Source organism: Microbacterium sp. CFH 31415, assembly GCF_022538185.1.
In the GTDB taxonomy this organism is placed as follows: domain Bacteria; phylum Actinomycetota; class Actinomycetes; order Actinomycetales; family Microbacteriaceae; genus Microbacterium.
Genome location: NZ_JAKYXC010000002.1, coordinates 562,826 through 584,198 on the forward strand (window position 1 = coordinate 562,826; position 21,373 = coordinate 584,198).

19 protein-coding genes are annotated in these 21,373 nt (G+C 70.1%); 6 read left to right on the forward strand and 13 right to left on the reverse strand.

Annotation, left to right across the window (positions count from 1 at the left end):
- Positions 1–79: 79 nt before the first annotated feature.
- Both mraZ and MK786_RS03610 read right to left on the reverse strand, forming a co-directional pair.
- Complete coding sequence (gene mraZ / locus MK786_RS03605) at positions 80–511, reverse strand: division/cell wall cluster transcriptional repressor MraZ (RefSeq protein WP_241110851.1); 432 nt, start codon at positions 509–511, stop codon at positions 80–82.
- 198 nt (positions 512–709) lie between these two features.
- Positions 710–1,075 (reverse strand): DUF3040 domain-containing protein, encoded by a 366-nt coding sequence (locus MK786_RS03610; RefSeq protein ID WP_241110852.1) that lies wholly within the window; start codon positions 1,073–1,075, stop codon positions 710–712.
- A 64-nt stretch (positions 1,076–1,139) separates the two neighbouring features.
- On the opposite strand from MK786_RS03610, the gene MK786_RS03615 reads away from it, so the two are divergent.
- Positions 1,140–2,234 carry a polyprenyl synthetase family protein gene (locus MK786_RS03615; RefSeq protein WP_241110853.1) on the forward strand — a complete coding sequence of 365 codons (1,095 nt, stop codon included), beginning with the start codon at positions 1,140–1,142 and terminating at the stop codon, positions 2,232–2,234.
- Positions 2,235–2,243: 9 nt separating this feature from the next.
- On the opposite strand, the gene MK786_RS03620 is transcribed toward MK786_RS03615, so the two are convergent.
- A complete protein-coding gene (locus MK786_RS03620; RefSeq protein ID WP_241110854.1) occupies positions 2,244–2,594 on the reverse strand; it encodes an Rv2175c family DNA-binding protein in 351 nt (116 codons plus the stop codon).
- Between the two features lie 377 nt (positions 2,595–2,971).
- On the opposite strand from MK786_RS03620, the gene MK786_RS03625 reads away from it, so the two are divergent.
- Both MK786_RS03625 and pknB read left to right on the forward strand, forming a co-directional pair.
- Positions 2,972–3,970 (forward strand): LysM peptidoglycan-binding domain-containing protein, encoded by a 999-nt coding sequence (locus tag MK786_RS03625; protein ID WP_241110855.1) that lies wholly within the window; start codon positions 2,972–2,974, stop codon positions 3,968–3,970.
- A 70-nt stretch (positions 3,971–4,040) separates the two neighbouring features.
- Positions 4,041–5,981: a Stk1 family PASTA domain-containing Ser/Thr kinase gene (pknB, locus tag MK786_RS03630; protein ID WP_241110856.1), complete on the forward strand. Its 1,941-nt coding sequence runs from the start codon at positions 4,041–4,043 to the stop codon at positions 5,979–5,981.
- A gap of 40 nt (positions 5,982–6,021) precedes the next feature.
- Here the strand turns inward: pknB and MK786_RS03635 are convergent, their stop codons facing one another.
- Genes MK786_RS03635 through MK786_RS03645 form a run of 3 tightly spaced genes read right to left on the reverse strand, consistent with a single transcriptional unit; the run spans position 6,022 to position 9,035 of the window.
- Entirely contained in the window at positions 6,022–7,359 is a 1,338-nt protein-coding gene (locus MK786_RS03635) for a class II 3-deoxy-7-phosphoheptulonate synthase (RefSeq protein ID WP_241110857.1), read from the reverse strand.
- A gap of 51 nt (positions 7,360–7,410) precedes the next feature.
- On the reverse strand, positions 7,411–8,097 hold the full coding sequence (locus MK786_RS03640; RefSeq protein ID WP_241110858.1) for a 1-acyl-sn-glycerol-3-phosphate acyltransferase: 687 nt from the start codon (positions 8,095–8,097) through the stop codon (positions 7,411–7,413).
- A 2-nt stretch (positions 8,098–8,099) separates the two neighbouring features.
- Positions 8,100–9,035 carry an ROK family glucokinase gene (locus tag MK786_RS03645; protein WP_241110859.1) on the reverse strand — a complete coding sequence of 312 codons (936 nt, stop codon included), beginning with the start codon at positions 9,033–9,035 and terminating at the stop codon, positions 8,100–8,102.
- A gap of 152 nt (positions 9,036–9,187) precedes the next feature.
- Here MK786_RS03645 and MK786_RS03650 point away from each other — a divergent pair, with 152 nt between their 5' ends.
- Positions 9,188–11,014, forward strand: coding sequence for a long-chain fatty acid--CoA ligase (locus MK786_RS03650; protein ID WP_241110860.1), 1,827 nt, complete (start codon positions 9,188–9,190; stop codon positions 11,012–11,014).
- Positions 11,015–11,092: 78 nt separating this feature from the next.
- On the opposite strand, the gene MK786_RS03655 is transcribed toward MK786_RS03650, so the two are convergent.
- Genes MK786_RS03655 through MK786_RS03665 form a run of 3 tightly spaced genes read right to left on the reverse strand, consistent with a single transcriptional unit; the run spans position 11,093 to position 16,592 of the window.
- Positions 11,093–11,584, reverse strand: a complete 492-nt coding sequence (locus tag MK786_RS03655) for a peptide deformylase (RefSeq protein ID WP_241110861.1) — start codon at positions 11,582–11,584, stop codon at positions 11,093–11,095.
- Between the two features lie 8 nt (positions 11,585–11,592).
- Positions 11,593–13,131 (reverse strand): MinD/ParA family protein, encoded by a 1,539-nt coding sequence (locus tag MK786_RS03660; protein WP_241110862.1) that lies wholly within the window; start codon positions 13,129–13,131, stop codon positions 11,593–11,595.
- Between the two features lie 53 nt (positions 13,132–13,184).
- Complete coding sequence (locus MK786_RS03665; RefSeq protein WP_241110863.1) at positions 13,185–16,592, reverse strand: pyruvate carboxylase; 3,408 nt, start codon at positions 16,590–16,592, stop codon at positions 13,185–13,187.
- Between the two features lie 73 nt (positions 16,593–16,665).
- Here MK786_RS03665 and MK786_RS03670 point away from each other — a divergent pair, with 73 nt between their 5' ends.
- Positions 16,666–17,475, forward strand: coding sequence for a ParA family protein (locus MK786_RS03670; protein WP_056119365.1), 810 nt, complete (start codon positions 16,666–16,668; stop codon positions 17,473–17,475).
- A gap of 18 nt (positions 17,476–17,493) precedes the next feature.
- Here the strand turns inward: MK786_RS03670 and MK786_RS03675 are convergent, their stop codons facing one another.
- Complete coding sequence (locus MK786_RS03675; protein ID WP_241110864.1) at positions 17,494–17,985, reverse strand: Lrp/AsnC family transcriptional regulator; 492 nt, start codon at positions 17,983–17,985, stop codon at positions 17,494–17,496.
- A 102-nt stretch (positions 17,986–18,087) separates the two neighbouring features.
- On the opposite strand from MK786_RS03675, the gene MK786_RS03680 reads away from it, so the two are divergent.
- A complete protein-coding gene (locus MK786_RS03680; protein ID WP_241110865.1) occupies positions 18,088–19,299 on the forward strand; it encodes a PLP-dependent aspartate aminotransferase family protein in 1,212 nt (403 codons plus the stop codon).
- A 78-nt stretch (positions 19,300–19,377) separates the two neighbouring features.
- Here MK786_RS03680 and MK786_RS03685 read toward each other — a convergent pair whose 3' ends face one another.
- From MK786_RS03685 to MK786_RS03695, 3 genes are all read right to left on the reverse strand, one after another.
- Positions 19,378–19,923 carry a MerR family transcriptional regulator gene (locus tag MK786_RS03685; protein WP_241110866.1) on the reverse strand — a complete coding sequence of 182 codons (546 nt, stop codon included), beginning with the start codon at positions 19,921–19,923 and terminating at the stop codon, positions 19,378–19,380.
- 113 nt (positions 19,924–20,036) lie between these two features.
- On the reverse strand, positions 20,037–20,729 hold the full coding sequence (locus MK786_RS03690) for a MerR family transcriptional regulator (RefSeq protein ID WP_241110867.1): 693 nt from the start codon (positions 20,727–20,729) through the stop codon (positions 20,037–20,039).
- A complete protein-coding gene (locus MK786_RS03695) occupies positions 20,729–21,238 on the reverse strand; it encodes an FHA domain-containing protein (RefSeq protein ID WP_241110868.1) in 510 nt (169 codons plus the stop codon). The genes MK786_RS03690 and MK786_RS03695 overlap by 1 nt, the downstream gene beginning before the upstream one ends.
- Positions 21,239–21,373 lie beyond the last annotated feature (135 nt).

The window sequence follows — 21,373 nt, forward strand, 5'->3', positions numbered from 1 at the left end:
CTGATCCCCATCCGCTCCGACCTGCCACCGGGGAAGTGATGTCAGGGCACGAGCAGCTGGGAGTCAGGACCGAGGGCTCTCAGAAGAGGCCCGGAATCACCTCCTGCTCCAGCTCGGCATAGCTCTCTTCGTTCGCGTCGGCGTAGGCGTTCCACGCGTCGGCGTTCCAGATCTCGGCATGGGCGCCCACGCCGGTGACGACGAGGTCGCGCTCCAGGCCTGCATAGGCGCGCAGCGGAGGGGGGATCGTGATGCGGTTCTGGCTGTCGGGCTTCTCGGCGCTCGCGCCGGAGAGGAACATGCGCAGGAAGTCCCGCGCCTGCTTGTTGGCGAGCGGCGCCTCGCGGATGCGCTCGTGCACCCGCTCGAACTCCTGCGTGCTGAAGACATACAGGCAGCGGTCCTGTCCGCGAGTCACCACGACGCCTCCACCGAGGTCGTCGCGGAACTTCGCGGGAAGGATGACGCGTCCTTTGTCATCGAGCTTGGGAGAGTGCGTGCCCAACAGCATCGGCTCATCACTCCCCCTTCATCCCGGCCCCCCTGGGTGTACGCCACTTTACTCCACTTCCCTCCACTTTGTCACTGGTTCATCGCGCGACACTCCACCGCGCCGCCATTCGGCGCGCGATGACGCGGTTTCCGGGCAAAGAAAAAGCACCGACCCGAAGGTCGGTGCTCGTCTCCCGTCGTCAGCGGGCGGGGCGGGTCAGCGCCCCTCTTGACGCCTGTCCCAGCGGTTGTTCATGCGATCCATGAAGGACGACCCCTGGCGGGCGGTCGCCGGCTTCTCGGGCTGGACACGCACGCGGCCTGCGCCGCGCGTGGGAGTCACAGCGAGCAGGACCCCCGCCAGCATGACCACGAACCCGATCACCCCGACCACGATGAGCTGCTGCGAGACGCCGACGATGAGTCCGCCGAGGCCGAGGAGCACGAGGATCGTCCCGTAGACGATGTTGCGGTAGCTGAGGCTGCGTCCGTCACTGGGCGCGCTGACGACGTCTGCGTCGTTGCGCATCAGATGGCGTTCCATCTCGTCGAGCAGACGCTGCTCCTGTTCGGAGAGTGGCATGCATCCCCCTCTTTAGCTCGCTTGCACCGATTCTACGCGTGCCGTAGATCACTAGGCTAGGCCCGTGTCAGCCTCTCCAGATCCTGTCGAAGCCATTTCCCAGCGTCTGGACATCTTCGTCACGGCTCAACGGCTCCACGCGGCCGACCTCGGCGCCGAGGCGGCATCCTTCGTGGAGGCGGCCGCTGCGACCGTCGAGGGCGGCAAGCGCCTGCGCGGCCGCTTCTGCGTCGCCGGGTGGAGGGCGGTGGAGGAGGCATCGCGCCCCGCCCCCACTCTGCCCGCCGAGGTCGTCACCGCCGCCGCCGCGCTCGAGGTGTTCCACGCCGCAGCCCTCGTGCACGACGACGTGATCGACAACTCAGACACCCGCCGGGGCCGCCCCGCCGCGCACCGCGCCCTCGAGGCGTCGCACCGCGACGCCCGCTGGGCGGGAGATGCCGCGGCCTTCGGTCGCTCGGCAGCCGTGCTCCTCGGCGATCTGCTCGTGGCCTGGAGCGACGACCTCTTCGAAGAGGGACTCGCCATCTCCCTCGTGGCACGGGCGTCGGCCGCGCGAGCGGAATACGCCACGATGCGCCGCGAGGTCACGATCGGGCAGTTCCTCGACATAGCCGAGGAATCCGCCTTCGTCACCGAGGACGACGACCGTCACGCCGACCGCGCGCTGCGGGTGGCGTCGCTCAAGTCTGCGCGCTACAGCATCCAGCAGCCGCTCGTGATCGGCGCGGCGCTGGCCGGAGCGGATGCCGCGCAGGTCGCCGCTCTCGCCGCGTTCGGGCATCCGCTCGGCATGGCGTTCCAGCTGCGGGACGACGTGCTGGGCGTGTTCGGCGACGAGCGCGAGACCGGCAAGCCGTCGGGCGACGATCTCCGCGAGGGGAAGCGCACAGTGCTCATCGCGTACGCACGCGAGTCGCTCGCCCCGCCGGCCCGGCGCATCGTCGACGAGCTCGTCGGCGACCGGGCCCTGGACGCGGCGCAGATCGCGTCACTGCAGCGCACCATCGTCGAATCGGGCGCGCTCGAACGCGTCGAGAGCCTGATCGCCGCGTATGCGCGCGAGGCGGAGCGCTCCCTCTCGGGGGCACGGCTGGGCAATGCCGCCGTGGGCGAGCTGCGCGACCTCGCACGGGCCGCGACAGTCCGCGTCACCTGACGCGGAGTGTCAGGCCATCGTCTGGGCGACGCGGCGGACTTCCGCCTTGCGTCCGGCCCGCAGCGCCTCGATGGGCGGCACCCCGATCGACTCCTCCGGCGTGAGGAGCCAGTCGATGACCTCGTCGTCGGAGAATCCGGCGTCGTGCAGCACGATCGCCGTGCCACGCAGCGACGCGAGCGGGTGTCCGTCGACGATGAACACGGCGGGCACCTTGAGCGCCCCATCGCGTCGTGAGCCGACCAGCTGGGACTCGTCGAGGAAGCGGCGGATGCGGCCGAGCGGTTCGCCCAGCACCTCCACCAGTTCGGGCAGGGTGAGCCATTCGGTCTCGATGCGCGGGGCGTCGTCAGCGGTCACCCAGCAACTATCGCACTCCTCCGGCGCCCTTCGCACGTCCCGCGCGACCACGCGTGCGTCACACCAGTCACATGCAACTCTCATTTCCCTTCCGTTGACACTGGTTTACATCCGTGACACGGTTCTGGAAGTCCGAAGAGGGGGGAAATCTCTTGCGACCTGATACCCGCACCCACCGTGCCCACGCGCCGAAGGTCCTCTCCGCGGGCGTTCCCGCAGCGATCCTCGGCTCGATCGCCCTTGTCCTGTCAGGCGTCCCCGCCCATGCGCAGGAGAGAGCGACAGAAGAGCGGATGCCGCGCCCTCTGCCCCTCCGCGCGCTGCCGGCCGCCGCAGCGGGGCAGGCTGCGACCATCGCCCGGGCCGACACACGAGTCATGGCCGCGACCCCCAGGACCTACACGGTGAAGCGCGGCGACACAGTCAGCGCGATCGCCGCGCGCTTCGGCCTGCGCACCGTCGACGTGCTCGCGCTCAACGGCCTGACCTGGAAGTCGACGATCTATCCCGGGCAGGTCCTCATACTGTCGGCCGGCGCGAAGCCGGCACCCGCGAAGCCGGCGCCTGCCAAGAAGGCGAAGGCCGCGGCATCCGGCACCTACACGGTCAAGCCGGGCGACACCATCAGCGCCATCGCACAGCGGCACGGGGTCTCGACCGCGGCGATGCTGTCTGCCAACAAGCTGGGCTGGTCGTCGATCATCTATCCCGGCCAGAAGCTCACGGTCCCCGGCATGGTCCGAGCGGCGGCGACGGCGCCCGTGAAAGCGGCACCTCCGAAGGCTGCCGCGGCACCCGCCCCGTCGTCCGCCCGCAGTCATGTCGTCGCGGCGGGCGAGACCATCAGCGCGATCGCCGCGCGCCACGGCGTCTCTGTCGGCTCCGTGCTCACCGCCAACCAGCTCGGCATGTCGTCGATCATCTATCCCGGCCAGAAGCTCACTATCCCGGCGAAGGCGGCAGCCACCGGTCTCGACGCCGCGCAGCAGGAGAACGCGCGGCTCATCATCCGTATCGGCCGTGAGCTCGGCGTCCCCGACCGGGGCATCGCCATCGCCCTCGGCACGGCGATGCAGGAGTCCTGGATCCGCAACCTGGACTGGGGCGATCGCGACTCGCTCGGCCTCTTCCAGCAGCGCCCCAGCACCGGCTGGGGCACGGCGGCGCAGATCCGCGACCGCGTGCGGTCGATCAAGGCCTTCTACGGCGGCCCATCCGATCCGAACGGCTCGCGCACCCGCGGCCTGCTCGACATCCCGGGATGGCGGAACATGACGTTCGCGCAGGCTGCGCAGGCCGTGCAGATCTCTGCGTATCCCGATCGTTACGCTCGATGGGAGAAGCCTGCGTACGCCTGGCTCGCGGCGCTCGGCTAGGCCGAGAACGAACCCCCGCAGGGGTGAGGCGTTCCGCGGGCTCGCAGGTCTGCGTCCGTAGACTTTCCCCGTGAGCACGAGCCAGCAGACGGACCCGCTGATCGGGCGTCTGGTCGACGCCCGGTACCGCGTCCGCGCTCGCATCGCCCGTGGCGGAATGGCCACGGTCTATGTCGCCACCGACCTGCGCCTCGAGCGCCGGGTCGCGCTGAAGGTGATGCACGGTCACCTGAGCGACGACACCGTGTTCCAGAGCCGGTTCATCCAGGAGGCCCGCGCGGCCGCGCGACTCGCTGATCCGCACGTGGTCAACGTCTTCGACCAGGGCCAGGACGGCGACATGGCGTACCTCGTCATGGAGTACCTTCCGGGCATCACGCTGCGCGAGCTCCTGCGGGAGCAGCGCCGGCTGACCGTCCCCCAGGCGGTGTCGATCCTCGACGCCATCCTGTCGGGGCTCGCCGCCGCCCACCGCGCGGGCATCGTGCACCGCGACGTCAAGCCCGAGAACGTGCTCCTCGCCGAGGACGGGCGCATCAAGATCGGCGACTTCGGGCTCGCGCGCGCGACGACCGCCAACACAGCCACCGGCGCCCAGCTGCTCGGCACCATCGCCTACCTCGCGCCCGAGCTGGTCACCCGCGGCACCGCCGACGCGCGCAGCGACATCTACGCGCTCGGCATCATGCTCTACGAGATGCTCACCGGTGAGCAGCCGTACAAGGGCGAGCAGCCCATGCAGATCGCCTTCCAGCACGCCACCGACTCCGTGCCCCGCCCGAGCGTGAAGAACCCCGGCGTGCCCGAGCCCCTCGACGAGCTCGTGCTGTGGGCCACCGAGAAGACGCCCGATGACCGGCCGTCCGACGCCCGAGAGATGCTCGACCGCCTGCGCGAGATCGAGCGCGAGCTCGGGATCACGCCGAACGTGACCCGCACCATGCCCCTCGGCATGATGCGTGAGGACGGCGCGCCGTCCGGCGACCTGACCGCCGTGCTCCCCTCGCCCGGTACTGGGCCGACGGCCGCCGTCGAGGAGGTCGACAACGCCACGGCGCTCCGCGCGGCCGCGCGCCGCCGCCGCGCGAAGGGCGGCTGGCTCATCGTCCTGGTGATCCTGCTGGCCGCACTCGCCGGCGGGCTCGGCTGGTGGTTCGGCTCCGGACCCGGCTCGATGGTCGCCGTCGCCGATGTGTCCGGTCTGACCTTCGCCGACGCGCAGTCGCGCCTCGCCGAGGACTCGCTGGTCGCGGTCGAGCAGGGCCAGACGAGTCTCGACGTCGAGGCCGGCCTCGCCATCGGCACCGATCCCCGATGGGGCACGCGCGTCGAGAAGGAATCCGAGGTCACGGTGCTGATCTCGCTCGGCCCGGCCGAGGCGCAGGTCGAGTCTCTGGTCGGCAAGGACAAGATCGAAGTGACCGGCATCCTCGACTCCCACCGCATCGCGGTCGACGGCGAGACCGGGCTGTTCAACGACGCTGCACCCGACACCGTCATCGGCGTGCGCATCCACCCCCGCGCAGGGGGCGACGCCGTCGCCTGCGGCGAAGGCTGCACGGTTCACGAGGGCGACACCGCCACGCTCTCGATCTCGCTCGGAAAGCTCCCCGCCGTGCGCGGACTGTCCGTCGGCGATGCGCGCAGTGCGCTCACCGGCGCAGGACTCGTCGTCGCCGAAGGCGTGGACGAGCGACCCGACGAGGAGATCGCCGCCGGACTCGTGATCGGCGTGAGTGAGCGCGAGGGCGGAGGCGCGTGGCGCCCTGGCGACGAAATGACGCTGATCGTGTCTACCGGCCCGCCGCTGTTCCCGGTGCCGGATGTCGCGGGCAAGACCCGCGATCAGGCGATCCAGGAGCTCGAGTCCGCCGGATTCCAGGTCGACTACTCGCCACTGTGGACGCCGTTCCCCGATGAGATCACCGAGGTCACCCTGTCGGATCCCGCCGCGGGATCGATGCTCACGAAGGGCACGCGCGTCTACATCGAGATCACCGTCAGCGGCTGAGCCGCCGATCAGAGCGGGTTGCCGCGGGCCGCGGCATCCGTCAGCGCTTCTCGAGCTCCTCGGCGACGAGGAAGGCCAGCTCCAGGCTCTGCATGTGGTTCAGTCGCGGATCGCACAGCGACTCGTAGCGGGTCGCGAGGGTGGCCTCGTCGATGTGCTCGGAGCCACCCAGGCACTCCGTGACGTCGTCGCCGGTGAGCTCGACGTGGATGCCGCCGGGGAACGTGCCGACGGCACGGTGAGCCTCGAAGAAGCCGCGCACCTCGTCGACGACGTCGTCGAAGCGTCGGGTTTTGTAGCCGGTCGGCGTCGTGATCCCGTTGCCGTGCATCGGGTCGGTGACCCACAGCGGGGTCGCACCCGAGTCGCGCACGGCCTCGAGCAGCGGCGGCAGCGCGTCGCGGATCTTGCCCGCGCCCATGCGTGTGATGAACGTGAGGCGCCCCGGCTCGCGGTTCGGGTCGAGCTTGTCGATGAGCGCCAACGCCGTCTCGGGCGAGGTCGCCGGGCCGAGCTTCACGCCGATGGGGTTGCGGATCTTCGAGAAGTAGTCGACGTGCGCGCCATCGAGGTCGCGCGTGCGCTCGCCGATCCACAGGAAGTGCGCCGACGTGTTGTAAGGCAGGCTCGTGCGCGAGTCGATGCGGGTCATCGGACGCTCGTAGTCCATGAGCAGACCCTCGTGACCGGTGTAGAACTCGACGCGCTTGAGCTCGTCGAAGTCGGCGCCGGCGGCCTCCATGAACTTGATCGCGCGGTCGATCTCGGTGGCGAGGCGCTCGTACTGCTGGTTGGCGGGGTTCTGCGCGAACCCCTTGTTCCAGGAGTGCACCTCGCGCAGGTCGGCGAAGCCACCCTGTGTGAACGCGCGGATCAGATTGATGGTCGACGCGGCCGTGTGGTACCCCTTCAGCAGCCGCTGCGGGTCAGCCTGACGCGAGCCCTCGGTGAAGTCGTAGCCGTTGACGATGTCTCCGCGGTAGGCGGGCAGTGTCACGTCGCCGCGGGTCTCGGTGTCGCTCGAGCGCGGCTTGGCGAACTGGCCCGCCATGCGCCCCATCTTCACGATCGGCATCGACGCGCCGTACGTGAGCACGACCGCCATCTGCAGGACGGTCTTGATGCGGTTGCGGATCTGCTCCGCCGTCGCACCCGCGAACGTCTCGGCGCAGTCGCCGCCCTGGAGCAGGAACGCCTGCCCCGATGCGGCGCGGCCGAGCTTCTCGCGCAGGTTGTCGACCTCGCCGGCGAACACGAGCGGCGGCAGGGTTGCCAGTTCCGCCGATACCGCGGCGACGGCATCGGCATCGGGCCACAGCGGCTGCTGCTTGATGGGCAGGTTCCGCCAGTGGTCGAGGCTGTCGAGCTGCTGGAGCATCCCTCGAGTCTATCCGCGGCGGACGGGGGCCCGCCGCCGTGTGACGAGCGCTCAGCGCGCGGAGGTGAGGCGGTCCTTCACCGTCGACGCGTAGACGTCGTCGTACTGCTGCTCGCCGAGCCGCTGCAGCGCGACCATGATCTCGTCGGTGATCGACCGCAGGATGTAGCGGTCGCCCTCCATGCCGGCGAAGCGCGAGAAGTCGAGCGGCTCGCCGATGACGACTCCGACGCGCACGACATTGGGCAGTCGCTGGCCGATCGGCATCATCGTGTCGGTGTCGACCATCACCACTGGCACCACGGGCACGTGGGCCTCGAGCGCCATGCGGGCGATGCCGGTGCGCCCCCGGTAGAGCTTGCCGTCGGGGCTGCGTGTGCCCTCCGGGTAGATGCCCAGCAGCTCTCCGCCGCCCAGCACCTGGAGGCCCGTGTTGAGGGATGCCTCGGACGCCTTGCCGCCGGAGCGGTCGATGGGCAGCTGGCCGGTGCCCTTGAAGAACATCCGGGTCGCCCAGCCCTTGAGGCCCTTGCCCGTGAAGTAGTCGCTCTTCGCGAGGAACGCGACGCGGCGGTCGATCATGAGCGGGAGGATGACCGAGTCGACGAACGACAGGTGGTTGCTGGCGAGGATCGCGCCGCCCTCGGCGGGGACGTTGCGCCGGCCGACGATCCACGGGCGGAAGATCGCCTTGACGAGCGGTCCGACCACGACGTACTTCATCAGCCAGTAGAACATCGCTAGACCTCCCGGCCCGCCAGATCAGCCGCTCCGATGAGACCCGCGTCATTGACGAGCTGAGCGATCGCGAACTCGGCGACCGGGCGGTCGCCGTACCCGGGCAGCGACGTCTCATATGCCAGCCGCACGGGCGCGAGGAGGTCCTCGCCGAGCTGGGCCACTCCCCCGCCGATCACGAAGAGTTCGGGGTCGAGCACGGCCTGGAACCCTCCGCACGCCTCGCCGAGCGCGGTCGCGACGCGCCGCAGCGCCTCCGTCGCCCCCGGGTCGCCGGCCAGCACGAGTCGCGAGACGGCGGGACCGCTGATGGTGCCGGTCTCTGCGCGCAGCTCAGCCAGCGCCGCGCCGATCCCGCCGGCATCGGCGATCGCGTTGGCCTCGCGCTGCAATGCGCGGCCGGAGGCGTACTGCTCGAGGCATCCGTTCTGACCGCAGCCGCACGGCAGACCATCGCGAGTGAAGCGGGTGTGGCCGAGCTCGGCGGCGATGCCGTGGCCGCCGCGGAAGAGCTCGCCGTCGAGGACGATCGCGCCGCCGACCCCGGTGCCCATCGTGAGCATGACCATGTTGTCGACGTCACGGCCCGCACCGAAGCGGAACTCGGCCCAGCCGGCGGCATTGGCGTCATTCTCGATCGCGATGGGCACGTCGATCCCGGCCTCCAACGTCGCCTTGAGCGGCTCGTTGCGCCACGCGATGTTCGGCGCGTGGATCACCGTCGCCCGGTCGCGGTCGATGAAGCCCGCGGCTGCGACGCCGACCGCCGCCACCTCGTGCCCGGCGCCGAAATGACGGGCCATGTCGATGACGGCATCCGCGAGGGCGCGGGTGTCTGCGGGGGTGTCCACGCGGACCTTCTCGAGGATGCGGCCGTCCTGGTCGACGACGCCTCCCGCGATCTTCGTCCCGCCGATGTCGATCCCGACCTTGAGCACCGCATTCCCTCTCCGGCCGGCGCAGGCGCGACGGCGCGTTGCAGTCTATCGGCGAGTCAGCGTCCACACCCCTGCTGGTACGCGGCCTCGAGCCGATTAGACTCTGATGAGATCCACCCGAGATTGTTGTTTCCGGTACCGAAGGAGCTGCCGTGGTCCAGTTCGAAGTCCCCGCGATCGTCCCCGCCGACCCACAGGCGAACGTCACCGATCTGCTCGCCGACAGGGTCAAGGCGACCCCGCAGCTCGCCCTGTTCGCCGTACCGGAGGGCGAGGGCTGGCGCGACATCAGCGCCGCCGATTTCGAGAAGCAGGTGATCGCCCTGGCGAAGGGGTTCGTCGCCGCCGGCATCGAGCCGGGCGACAAGGTTGCCTTCATCGCGCGCACCACCTACGACTGGACGCTCGTCGACTTCGCGCTGTTCTATGCCGGCGCGGTCATGGTCCCGGTGTACGAGACGAGCTCACCGTCGCAGATCTCGTGGATCCTCACCGACTCCGGTGCCATCGCGTGCATCAGCGAGTCGCCCGACCACGCCGCACGTCTCGACGAGGTGCGCTCCGAGCTCCCGCTCGTCCGTTCCACGTGGGAGATGGCGCGTGGCGACCTCGACAAGCTCGTCGCCGCCGGCAAGGACGTCACCGACGACGAGATCCAGCGCCGCCGTCACCTCGCCAACGGCGCCGACATCGCCACTCTGATCTACACCTCCGGCTCGACCGGACGCCCCAAGGGATGCGTGCTCACGCACAGCAACTTCGTCGAGCTGTGCCGCAACTCGGCGAAGGCGCTGTCGGAGGTCGTCGCCAAGCCCGGCGCCTCGACGCTGCTTTTCATCACGACGGCGCACATCTTCGCGCGCTTCATCTCGGTGCTGAACATCCACGCCGGCGTGAAGACCGGGCACCAGCCCGACACGAAGCAGCTCCTTCCCGCGCTCGGCTCGTTCAAGCCGACGTACCTCCTCGCCGTGCCGCGCGTCTTCGAGAAGGTCTACAACTCGGCCGAGCAGAAGGCCGAGGCCGGCGGCAAGGGCAAGATCTTCCGCGCCGCCGCCCACACCGCCGTCGAGCACTCGACGCTGCTGCAGGACGGCAAGAAGGTGCCGTTCATGACGAAGATCAAGTTCGCGCTCTTCGACAAGCTCGTCTACAGCAAGCTGCGTGCCGCGATGGGCGGCAACGTCGAGTACGCCGTCTCGGGCTCTGCTCCGCTCGGTCCGCGCCTCGGCCACTTCTTCCACAGCCTCGGCGTGACGATCCTCGAGGGCTACGGCCTCACCGAGACCACCGCCCCCGCGACGGTCAACCTCGCGACCAAGTCGAAGATCGGCACCGTCGGCCCGGTTCTTCCGGGCGTCGGCATCCGCCTCGGGGAGGACGACGAGATCCAGGTGCGCGGCATCAACGTCTTCAAGGAGTACTGGCGCAATCCCGAGGCCACGGCCGCTGCGTTCGACGGCGACTGGTTCAAGACGGGCGACATCGGCTCGTTCGACGAGGAGGGCTTCCTCAAGATCACCGGCCGGAAGAAGGAGATCATCGTGACGGCCGGCGGCAAGAACGTCGCGCCCGCCGCGCTCGAAGACCCGATCCGCGCCAACCCGATCGTCGGACAGGTGGTCGTCGTCGGCGACCAGAAGCCGTTCATCTCGGCGCTCATCACGCTCGACCCCGAGATGCTGCCGACGTGGCTCGCGAACAACAACCTGCCGGGCGACATGTCGCTCGCCGACGCCGCGAAGAACCCCGACGTGCGCGCCGAGGTGCAGCGGGCGATCGACCACGCCAACAAGTCCGTCTCGCGCGCCGAGTCCATCCGCAAGTTCACGATCCTCGACACCGAGTGGACCGAGGCGAGCGGGCATCTGACGCCGAAGATGAGCATCAAGCGCAACGTGATCATGGACGACTTCGCCGACGAGATCGTCGAGCTCTACAGCGCGCCAGTGAACACGAGCAACGTCTCGCTCAAGTGACGCCATGACGATGCCCCGGACCTCCACGAGGTCCGGGGCTTTGTCGTTCCGCGCCCGACGAAGAACGTCAGCGGGGTGTCAGAACCAGTCCGACTCTCGGATCTCGCGCATCGCGATCTTGCGCTCCTCGGGCGTGAGCCGCCGCAGGTAGAGCATGCCGTCGAGGTGGTCGGTCTCGTGCTGGAGCGCCTGGGCCATCAGCCCGTCCCCCTCGAGGACGACCTCGTTCCCGTCGAGGTCTGTGCCGACGACCTTCGCATGCGGATAGCGCACGGCGTCGTGCCACAGCCCGGGCACGGAGAGGCATCCCTCGCCGATCGCCTCGGGCTCGCCCGAGACCTCGACGAGCACCGGGTTGAGCACGTAGCCGATCACGCCGTCGACGTTGTAGCTGAAGGCGCGGACGCCGACGCCGATCTGGGGCGCAGCGACACCCGCACGACCGGGCAGCTCGACAGTGTCGAGCAGGTCACGCACGAGCGCGCGCACGCCCTCATCGACCTCGTCGATGGGCGCGCACACGGAGGTGAGGACCGGGTCGCCGAAGACCCGGATCGGACGGACCGACACGCCGGGCCTCAGGCGGCCGATGCCGACGGGACGGAGCGCAGGCCCTCGACCACCGAGGCGGCGAGCTCACGGGCCGCGAGACGCGTCTCGGGGTGCAGGTCGCGGAACACGATCGCGCTGCCCGCGGCGATGTGGGCGTCGTACGGCATGCGCACGACTCCGCGCACGCGCGTGCGGAAGTGCGACTCGAGCTCTTCCAGCTGCACCAGCGGAGTGCCCGGGCGCGAGTTGTTCAGCACCACGATCGCATTGCGCACCTTGGCCGCGTGGCCGTTCGTCTCGAGCCACGTGAGCGTCTCGGATGCCAGCCGGGCCTCATCGACGCTCAGGCCGGCGACGATCACGAGCTGGTCGGCGAGCTCGAGGGTCGCCTCCATGACGGAGTGGACGATGCCGGTGCCGGTGTCGGTGAGGACGATCGAGTAGTAGTGCGCGGCGAGCCCGGCCACGTCGCGGTAGTCGGAGTCGCTGAAGGCCTCGGACACGCGCGGGTCGGAGTCCGACGCCACGACGTCGAGGCGGGTCTCGTCGCGCGCGACGATGCCCGACAGGTCGTTGAAGCCCACCACATCGCCGCGGATGCGCACGAGATCGCGGACGGTCTTGCCGCTGGAGCGGGCGATGCGCTCGGCGAGCGTACCGCGGTCGGGGTTCGCGTCGACGGCGATGACCCGGTCGTCACGTGCGTCGGCCAGCGCCATGCCGAGGAGCGTCGTGACGGTGGTCTTGCCGACGCCGCCCTTGCGCGAGACCACCGGAACGAACCGGGCGCCGCCGGCGAGCGGTGCGGCGATGCGGCGGTCGAGCTCCTTGCGAGCGCGGGCGCGCTTGCCGTCGCCGAGGTTGATGCGACGGCCGGAGATCGAGTACACGAGGTGCTGCCAGTAGCCCTCGGGCTCGGAGCGCACGATGTGGTGCGGGTCGAGCAGGCGGTCGGCGGTCAGCAGGTCGGCGGTCTCGCGGTCGGCCTCGAACTCCCCCAGGCGCTTCGACGTCAGGGTGACGTCGGGGCGCGGGTACCCCGCGCGCTCGACGGCCTGCGGGCGGTCGGCCGCCTCGCTCTGCACGGCCGGGCGGGCGGCGGGCGCCGGGGCAGCCGCAGCGGGCGCGGCGGCGGCGACGGGCGCGGCGGCGGGCGCGCTGATGTCGTCGAACGACGATGCGGGAGCGGATGCCGCGGATGCCGGCGTTCCGGCGGAGGCGGCGATCACCCCGGTCTCTTCGAACACCTCGTCGGCGTCGGCGATGTCTTCGATGGGCTCCCAGTCCTCGGCTTCGTCCTCGACCGTCCAGTCCTCCGCACCTGCGGCGGTCTCGACGATCTCGGCCTCGGCCGTGTCTGCCGGGATCTCGACCACGAACGGAACCTCGTCGCCGATGACGTCGTCGTCGACCAGGTCGTCATCCGACTCGGACGGCATCTCGACGCTCACCTGCGCGGTCGACCCGCTCAGGATGCCGAAGCCCGCGGTCTCGAGGCTGCCCGTGTCGGACAGCACGCCGTTCTCGGATTCTTCGGGCGTGTGGTCGGGTCGATCAGGCGTCACTGCGGAGTCTCCAAGACAGGGGAGGCGATTTCGGGCGGGTGCCACCCTCCAGATTACTGCGCAGGACGTATGACGACCAAAAGGTCGCCGGCGTCGACCTGCTTGGTCTCGGCGATCGCGAGACGCTCGACGACGCCGTCGACGGGAGCGGTGATGGCCGCTTCCATCTTCATCGCCTCGATCGACGCGATCGGCTGACCCGCTTTGACGGTGGCGCCGACCGTGGTCTTGAGCGTGACGACGCCCGCGAACGGCGCGGCCACCTGACCGGGCTTCGAGGTGTCGGCGCGCTCCGCCTGCACGACATCGACCTTGATGCTGCGGTCGCGCACGAACACCGGCCGGAGCTGGCCGTTGAGCGTGGTCATGACGGTGCGGATGCCCTTCGCGTCGGCTTCGCCGATCGCCTCGAGACCGACATAGAGCTGCACGCCCGGGTCGATCTCGGCGACGTGCTCCTCCCCCGGCTTGAGGCCGTAGAGGTAGTCGGGAGTGCCGAGTGCGGACAGGTCGCCGTACGTCGCACGGTTCTTCTCGAACTCGCGGGCGGGCGCCGGGAACAGCAGCCGGTTCAGCGTGCGGCGGCGGTCGGCGCCGTCGCCGGCCAGCCCGGCGCGCTCCTCATCGGTGAGCGGCGGCACGCCGATGGACACCTCGCGGCCTTCCAGCACCTTGGTGCGGAAGGGTTCGGGCCATCCGCCCGGCAGATCGCCCAGCTCCCCGGCCATGAACCCGACGACCGAGTCGGGTATGTCGTAGTTGCGCGGGTTCTGCTCGAAGTCGGCAGGGTCGGCCTTCGCCGCGACCAGGGCGAGGGCCAAGTCGCCGACGACCTTCGACGACGGCGTGACCTTCGGGATGCGACCGAGGATGCGGTCGGCGGCGGCGTACATGTCCTCGATGAGCTCGAAGTCGTCCGCCAGGCCGAGCGCGATCGCCTGCTGGCGGAGGTTCGACAGCTGCCCGCCGGGGATCTCGTGGTGGTACACGCGACCGGTGGGCGAAGCCAGGCCCGACTCGAACGGCCGGTACAGGTGACGGACGCCCTCCCAGTACGGCTCGAGGTCGCTCACCGCCTGCAGGCTGAGCCCGGTGTCCCGGTCGGTGTGCGCCAGCGCGGCGACCAGGGCAGAGAGCGACGGCTGGCTGGTGGTGCCCGACATGGGTGCGGCCGCGGCATCCACGGCATCCACTCCCGCGGCACTTGCCGCGAGCAGCGTCGCGAGCTGTCCTCCGGCGGTGTCGTGCGTGTGCAGGTGCACCGGCAGGTCGAACCTCTCGCGCAGCGCCGTGACGAGCTTCGCGGCGGCGGCGGGACGGATGAGGCCCGCCATGTCCTTGATCGCGAGGATGTGTGCGCCCGACTCGACGATCTGCTCCGCGAGCCGGAGGTAGTAGTCGAGGGTGTAGAGCTTCTCCGAGGGGTCGAGCAGGTCGGACGTGTAGCACAGTGCGACCTCGGCGATCGCGGTCCCTGTTGCACGCACGGCGTCGATCGCCGGGCGCATCTGCGACACGTCGTTGAGCGCGTCGAAGATGCGGAAGATGTCGACGCCGGTGGTCGCTGCCTCCTGCACGAAGGCCTGGGTCACCTCGACCGGGCGCGGCGTGTAGCCCACCGTGTTGCGTCCGCGCAGGAGCATCTGGATCGGGATGTTGGGCATCGCGGTCCGCAGCGCCTCGAGGCGCTCCCACGGATCTTCGGCGAGGAAGCGCAGCGCGACGTCGTATGTCGCACCGCCCCAGGCCTCGACCGAGAGCAGCTGCGGCGTCATGCGCGCGACGTGGGGACCGACGCGCACGAGGTCGCGCGTGCGCACCCGCGTCGCGAGCAGCGACTGGTGCGCGTCACGGAACGTCGTCTCGGTGACGGCGAGGGCGCTCTGCTCGCGCAGCGCACGGGCGAATCCCTCGGGCCCGAGCTCGCGCAGCCGGTCGAGCGTTCCCGCCGGCGGTGCGGCCGCCAGATCGATCGCGGGCAGCTTGCTGCCGGGCGAGACCGACACCGGCTTCTCGCCGTACGGCCGATTGACGGTCACGTCGCCGAGCCACGCCAGGAGCTTCGTCGCACGGTCGCGCGACGGGTTGCTCGAGAGCAGCTGGGGGCGCTCGTCGATGAACGACGTGCTCACGTCGCCGGCCACGAAGGCGGCATCGTCGAGCACGGCACGCAGGAACGGGATGTTCGTCGCGACGCCGCGGATGCGGAACTCGGCGAGAGCGCGGCGGGCGCGGGCCACGGCGGCCGGGAAGTCGCGGCCGCGGCACGTCAGCTTCGTGAGCATCGAGTCGAAGTGCGGGCTGATCTGCGAACCCGCGGCCGTGGTGCCGCCGTCGAGGCGGATGCCGGCGCCACCCGGCGACCGGTACGTCGTGATGCGTCCGGTGTCGGGGCGGAAGCCCTGTGACGGGTCCTCGGTCGTGATACGGCACTGCAGCGCGGCGCCCCGCAGCTGAATGCGGTCCTGCGTCAGGCCCAGATCGGCCAGCGTCTTGCCGGCGGCGATGAGCATCTGCGACTGCACGAGGTCGACGTCGGTCACCTCTTCGGTGACGGTGTGCTCGACCTGGATGCGCGGGTTCATCTCGATGAAGACGACCTCGCCCGCGCGAGGGCCGGTCGTCTCGAGCAGGAACTCGACCGTGCCGGCGTTCTGGTAGCCGATCGACCGCGCGAACGCGACGGCGTACCCGTGCAGCGCGTCACGGACCTCGGGGTCGAGGTTCGGGGCCGGGGCGATCTCGATCACCTTCTGGTGGCGGCGCTGCACCGAGCAGTCGCGCTCGAAGAGGTGCACCGTCTCGCCGGATGTGTCGGCGAGGATCTGCACCTCGATGTGCCGCGGGCGCTGCACCGCCTGCTCGAGGAAGACGCGGGCGTCGCCGAACGCGCTGCCCGCCTCGCGCATGGCCTCGGCGAGGGCGGGGGCGAGTTCGCCGGGCTGCTCGACGCGGCGCATGCCGCGGCCGCCTCCGCCCGCGACCGCCTTCACGAAGATCGGGAAGCCGATGTCGTCGGCCTGCGCGAGGAGCGTGTCGACGTCGTCGGATGCCTCGGTCGAGCGCAGCACCGGAACGCCGGCGGAGACCGCGTGGTGCTTCGCGGTGACCTTGTTGCCTGCCATCTCGAGCACCTGGGCGGGCGGGCCGATGAAGGCGATGCCGTTCGCGGCGGCCCTCTCGGCGAGCTCGGGGTTCTCGGAGAGGAAGCCGTAGCCGGGGTAGATCGCGTCAGCGCCGGACTCCTTCGCGACGCGGATGATCTCGTCGACGTCGAGGTAGGCGCGGACCGGACGCCCCTTCTCGCCGATCTCGTAGGACTCGTCGGCCTTCTGCCGGTGGAGCGAACCACGATCCTCGAACGGGAACACCGCAACCGTGCGCGCACCGAGTTCGTAGGCGGCGCGGAAGGCTCGGATGGCGATCTCGCCTCGGTTCGCGACGAGGATCTTGCGGAACATTCGACCTCCGGGTGCGGCAGTGCGTGCGGGCCTGAGTGTGTTCTCAGCCTAGGGGACGGTAACGTGGTGCCTTGTGCACGTCCTTTCCGTCAGCTCGCTCAAGGGAGGCGTCGGCAAGACGACCGTGACCCTCGGACTCGCGTCGGCGGCCTTCGCCCGCGGTGTCCGCACGCTCGTCGTCGACCTCGACCCGCAGTCCGACGTCTCGACGGGCATGGACATCCAGGTGGCAGGCCGCCTGAATGTCGCCGATGTCCTCGCGAACCCCAAGGAGAAGACGGTCCGCCAGGCCATCACCTCCAGCGGGTGGGCCAAGGTGCACCCGGGCACCATCGACGTCATGATCGGCAGCCCCTCGGCGATCAACTTCGATGGGCCGCACCCGAGCGTCCGCGACGTGTGGAAGCTCGAAGAGGCGCTTGCGACGATCGAGGCCGACTACGACCTGGTCCTCATCGACTGCGCTCCGTCGCTCAACGCCCTCACGCGCACCGCGTGGGCGGCCAGTGACCGCGTGATCGTCATCACCGAACCCGGCCTGTTCTCGGTCGCCGCCGCCGACCGCGCCCTCCGCGCGATCGAGGAGATCCGCCGCGGCCTCTCCCCCCGCCTCCAGCCGCTGGGCATCGTCGTCAATCGCGTCCGCCCGCAGTCGATCGAGCACCAGTTCCGCATCAAGGAGCTGCGCGACATGTTCGGTCCGCTCGTGCTCAGCCCGCAGCTGCCCGAGCGCACCTCGCTCCAGCAGGCGCAGGGCGCGGCCAAGCCGCTGCACATCTGGCCGGGCGACTCGGCGCAGGAGCTCGCGGCCGACTTCGACTCGCTGCTCGACCGCGTGATGCGCACCGGGCGCATCCCCGTGCCGGGCGAAGCGCGGGCCTGATCCGGCGGCCCGACCGCGTCAGAGCGGCCCGAGGGCGCCTGCGCCCCGCCGCACCTCGAAGACCAGCTGCGTCTCGGTCTTGGTGACCGCCGGGTGGCTGGTGATGTGCTCGAGGATCAGATCGCGCAGCCGCTCGGGACTCGCCACCGCCAGGTGCAGATGGAAGTCGTTGTCGCCGGCGACGTGCACCACCGACAGCGCCCCCGGGATCTCGACCAGCCGGTCGAAGAGCTCGTCGATGTGGACGCGGCTGTGACTCGAGAGGTGCACCTGCACCACCGCCTGGATCGGGCGCCCGATCGCCGCGAGGTCGATGCGGGCGCTGATGCTCGAGATGACGCCGCTCTCGCGCAGAGCGCGCACCCGGTAGGCGCACGTCGACTCCGCGAGTCCGACGCGCGCCGCCAGCGCCGCATTGGTCATGCGCCCGTCCTCGACGAGTGCGGCGAGGATCGCGCGGTCGAACGCGTCGAGCGAGACCTCTTGCGGATTCTTCGAAGACGAGACCATCGGATGCCTCCACTCTGCGGATTCTGCAATCACCGATGACGATACGGCATCACAGTCGCGATTCCACTTGCCTGGGACTGCGAAATCGCCGACGATCAGGGCATGACACCGAACTCGCTGCACCCTGACAGCCTTGCGGTGCACGCCGGCCGCGAAGACCTCGCTGAGCTCGGAGTGCACGCGCTCCCCCTCGACCTTTCGTCGACGAATCCGCTCCCCGACATCGACGTCGGCGGTCTCTCGTACGAGGTGCTGGCCACCGGCGGCCACCCGTTCGAGGGCGGGTCGAACGTCTACGCCCGGCTGTGGAACCCCACCGTCGCGCGGTTCGAGCAGGCGCTCGCCCGGCTCGAGCACGCCGAGGAGGCCGTCGCGTTCTCCTCGGGCATGGCCGCCGTCACCGCGGTGCTCCTCGCGCTGTCGCACGAGCAGGGCAAGCGTCATGTCGTCGCGGTGCGCCCGCTGTACGGCGGCACCGACCACCTGCTCGCATCGGGCCTGCTGGGCGTCGAGGCCACCTACTGCACTCCGGATGCTGTGGCCGCCGCCGTGCGCCCCGACACCGCCCTGGTCATCCTCGAGTCCCCCGCGAACCCGTCCCTCGAGCTCGTGGACATCCGCGCGGTCGCCGCCGCCGCGGGTGACGTTCCGGTGCTCGTCGACAACACGTTCGCGACGCCCGTGCTGCAGCATCCGCTCGATCTCGGCGCAGCCATCTCGTTGCACAGCGCGACCAAGTACCTCGGCGGTCATGGGGACGTCGTCGGCGGCGTCATCGCGTGCGACGCATCGACCGCGGCTGCTCTGCGCCGCACGCGCGCCATCACGGGCGCGATCATGCACCCGCTCGCGGCTTACCTGCTGCATCGCGGCCTGACGACGCTGCCCGTGCGGATGCGCGCGCAGCAGGAGGGCGCCCGCGCGGTGGCGACCTGGCTGACGACGCGTCCCGAGGTGGCCCGCGTCCACTTCCCGGAGTTCGCCGAGTGCGACCCCCAGGGCCTCATCGGCACGCAGCAGTCGGGTCCCGGCGCGATGATCGCGATCGAGCTCGCCGGCGGCTTCGACGCCGCGAGCGAGCTGACCGCCGCCGTGGAGCTCTTCACGCATGCCGTGTCGCTCGGCAGCGTCGACTCACTCATCCAGCACCCCGCGGCGCTCACCCACCGCCCGGTGCAGTCGGAGGCCAAGCCGTCCGACGCGCTGGTGCGCCTGTCGATCGGGCTCGAGAATCCCGACGACCTCATCGCCGACCTCGAGCAGGCGTTCGCGCGCTCACGGGTCCTCGAGCACTCGTTGGCCGAGGGCGTCTGACGCCGAAGCGGCATCCGGAGACGGAAAGGGCGGGCTCCCCACACGGGGGCCCGCTTTCTTCGTCGGTGCGTCGAGCTGCTACGCCGAGCGTGCGGCGCGACGCACCGCGAGCTCGTCGAGCGCGTCGGGCGCCTGCGCCTCGAAGGCCACGAGCTCGGTCTCGACCTCGCGCAGCACCTTGCCCACGGCGATGCCGAAGACGCCCTGACCGCGGCTCACGAGGTCGATGACCTCGTCATTCGAGGTGCACAGGTACACGGAGGCACCGTCGCTCATCAGCGTCGTGCCGGCGAGATCGCGGATGCCGGCGGCACGGAGCTGATCGACGGCGGTGCGGATCTGCTGCAGCGAGATGCCGGTGTCGAGCAGGCGCTTCACGAGCTTGAGCACGAGGATGTCGCGGAACCCATAGAGCCGCTGGGATCCGGACCCGCTCGCGCCGCGCACCGTCGGCTCGACGAGCTCGGTGCGTGCCCAGTAGTCGAGCTGGCGATAGGTGATGCCGGCGGCGCGCGCTGCCACCGCACCGCGGTAGCCGACCTCGTCGTCCATGGCGGGGAGTCCGTCGGTGAAGAGGAGCTCCGCCACGAACGGCTCATTGTCGGCCGCTTCTCGAGCAGTCATGCTCGCCCCCCTCCGGACTCGGATACTTCTACGCTAGATGAGCCACCCCGCTCCGTCTACGACATCGGCTCCTACGGCCTCGGCGTGTCGCGCGTCTCGGTGGCGGGGATCGCTCAGGTGAGCAGCCGGTCGAGCGCCGAGCGGACGAAGATCGCGCGCACCTCATCGAGCCGCTTGGCCAGCTCCGGCGCGAGTTCTCCGGCGCGGCCCCGGGAAGAGGCATCCGTCCGCCGCAGCAGAGGCGAGAGCGCCTGCTCGACCAGGGCGACGTCGCGCTCGGCGTTCTGCCTCAGCGCGCGCACGTGGCGCGGCTCGATGCCGTGGCGGTCGAGGGCCACCAGCGCCCGGAGCAGCGCGACGGTCTGCTCGGTGTACGAGTCGGAGCCGACGATCACACCGGTGCTGATGGCGTCGTTGAGCAGCTGGGGCGCGGCGCCCGCGGCGGCGAGCATCTCGTCACGGCGGTACCGGCGCGGCGCGGGAACGATCGACGGCGGCGAGACCGCTGTCGGCGTAGCCGGCTCGCGCCCGGCGTCGACGTCCTCGAGGTACTCGCGGATGACGACGAGCGGCAGGTAATGGTCGCGCTGGAGCGTGAGCGCCAGGCGCAGCCGCTCGAGGTCGGACTGTGAGAACTTGCGGTAGCCGGACTCGGTGCGCACGGGCGTGACGATGCCCTGCACCTCGAGGAAGCGGAGCTTGCTCGACGTCAGCGACGGGAACTCGGGCGACAGGCGCGCGAGGACCTGGCCGATGCTGAGAAGCCCCGCGGACGACGATCGTTCGCGGGCGGATGCAGCCGGCATCACCCGTCCGCGGCCTGAGCGAGATCGGCGGGCGAGACGAAGAAGTTGAGGCGGAACTTTCCGATGCGCAGCTCGGCGCCGTTGCGCAGGACGGCACGGTCGACCCGCTCGCCGTTGACGTACGTGCCGTTGAGCGAGCGCTGATCTACGAGCTCGAACGAGGTGCCGGTGCGCGTGATCTCGGCATGACGGCGCGAGACCGTGACGTCGTCGAAGAAGATGTCGGCTTCGGGATGCCGGCCGACCGTCGTCACATCGGTGTCGAGCAGATAGCGAGCCCCGGCCGTCGGACCGGACCGCACGAGGAGCAGCGCGGCGCCGGTGGGGAGTGCGTCGATCGCCTCCAGCTCGGCGTCCGCCAGTTCGCTTCCGAACGGCACGAACGAGAGGTCGGAATCATGTCCGAAGGTCTGCGTCGTGTCGGTCCCGCGATCGGACTCCGCCGACTCGGGGTGTGCACCGGATGCCCGGCGGATGTCGCCCTCGTCGGGTCGGCGGTGTTCCTCCACGGTGGTCCTCCTCTGCGTGCAAGCCTATCCGATCACCTCGCCGGCGAAAGTGCGGGAATCGGCGCGACGCGTGGATCCGCTTTGTTTCGCCTCATGTCGGGCCGCGTGCTTCGGGCGTGCCGCCGACCTAACGTG

Bases quoted from the DNA above. Each gene is read 5' to 3' on its own strand.
- MK786_RS03635 (WP_241110857.1), bottom strand. From the start codon at position 7,359: ATGCTCCAGCAGCTCGACAGCCTCGACCACTGGCGGAACCTGCCCATC.
- MK786_RS03680 (WP_241110865.1), top strand. From the start codon at position 18,088: ATGACACCGAACTCGCTGCACCCTGACAGCCTTGCGGTGCACGCCGGC.
- MK786_RS03690 (WP_241110867.1), bottom strand. From the start codon at position 20,729: ATGCCGGCTGCATCCGCCCGCGAACGATCGTCGTCCGCGGGGCTTCTC.
- MK786_RS03665 (WP_241110863.1), bottom strand. From the start codon at position 16,592: ATGTTCCGCAAGATCCTCGTCGCGAACCGAGGCGAGATCGCCATCCGA.
- MK786_RS03625 (WP_241110855.1), top strand. From the start codon at position 2,972: ATGGCCGCGACCCCCAGGACCTACACGGTGAAGCGCGGCGACACAGTC.
- MK786_RS03640 (WP_241110858.1), bottom strand. From the start codon at position 8,097: ATGTTCTACTGGCTGATGAAGTACGTCGTGGTCGGACCGCTCGTCAAG.
- MK786_RS03610 (WP_241110852.1), bottom strand. From the start codon at position 1,075: ATGCCACTCTCCGAACAGGAGCAGCGTCTGCTCGACGAGATGGAACGC.
- MK786_RS03675 (WP_241110864.1), bottom strand. From the start codon at position 17,985: ATGGTCTCGTCTTCGAAGAATCCGCAAGAGGTCTCGCTCGACGCGTTC.
- mraZ (WP_241110851.1), bottom strand. From the start codon at position 511: ATGCTGTTGGGCACGCACTCTCCCAAGCTCGATGACAAAGGACGCGTC.
- MK786_RS03685 (WP_241110866.1), bottom strand. From the start codon at position 19,923: ATGACTGCTCGAGAAGCGGCCGACAATGAGCCGTTCGTGGCGGAGCTC.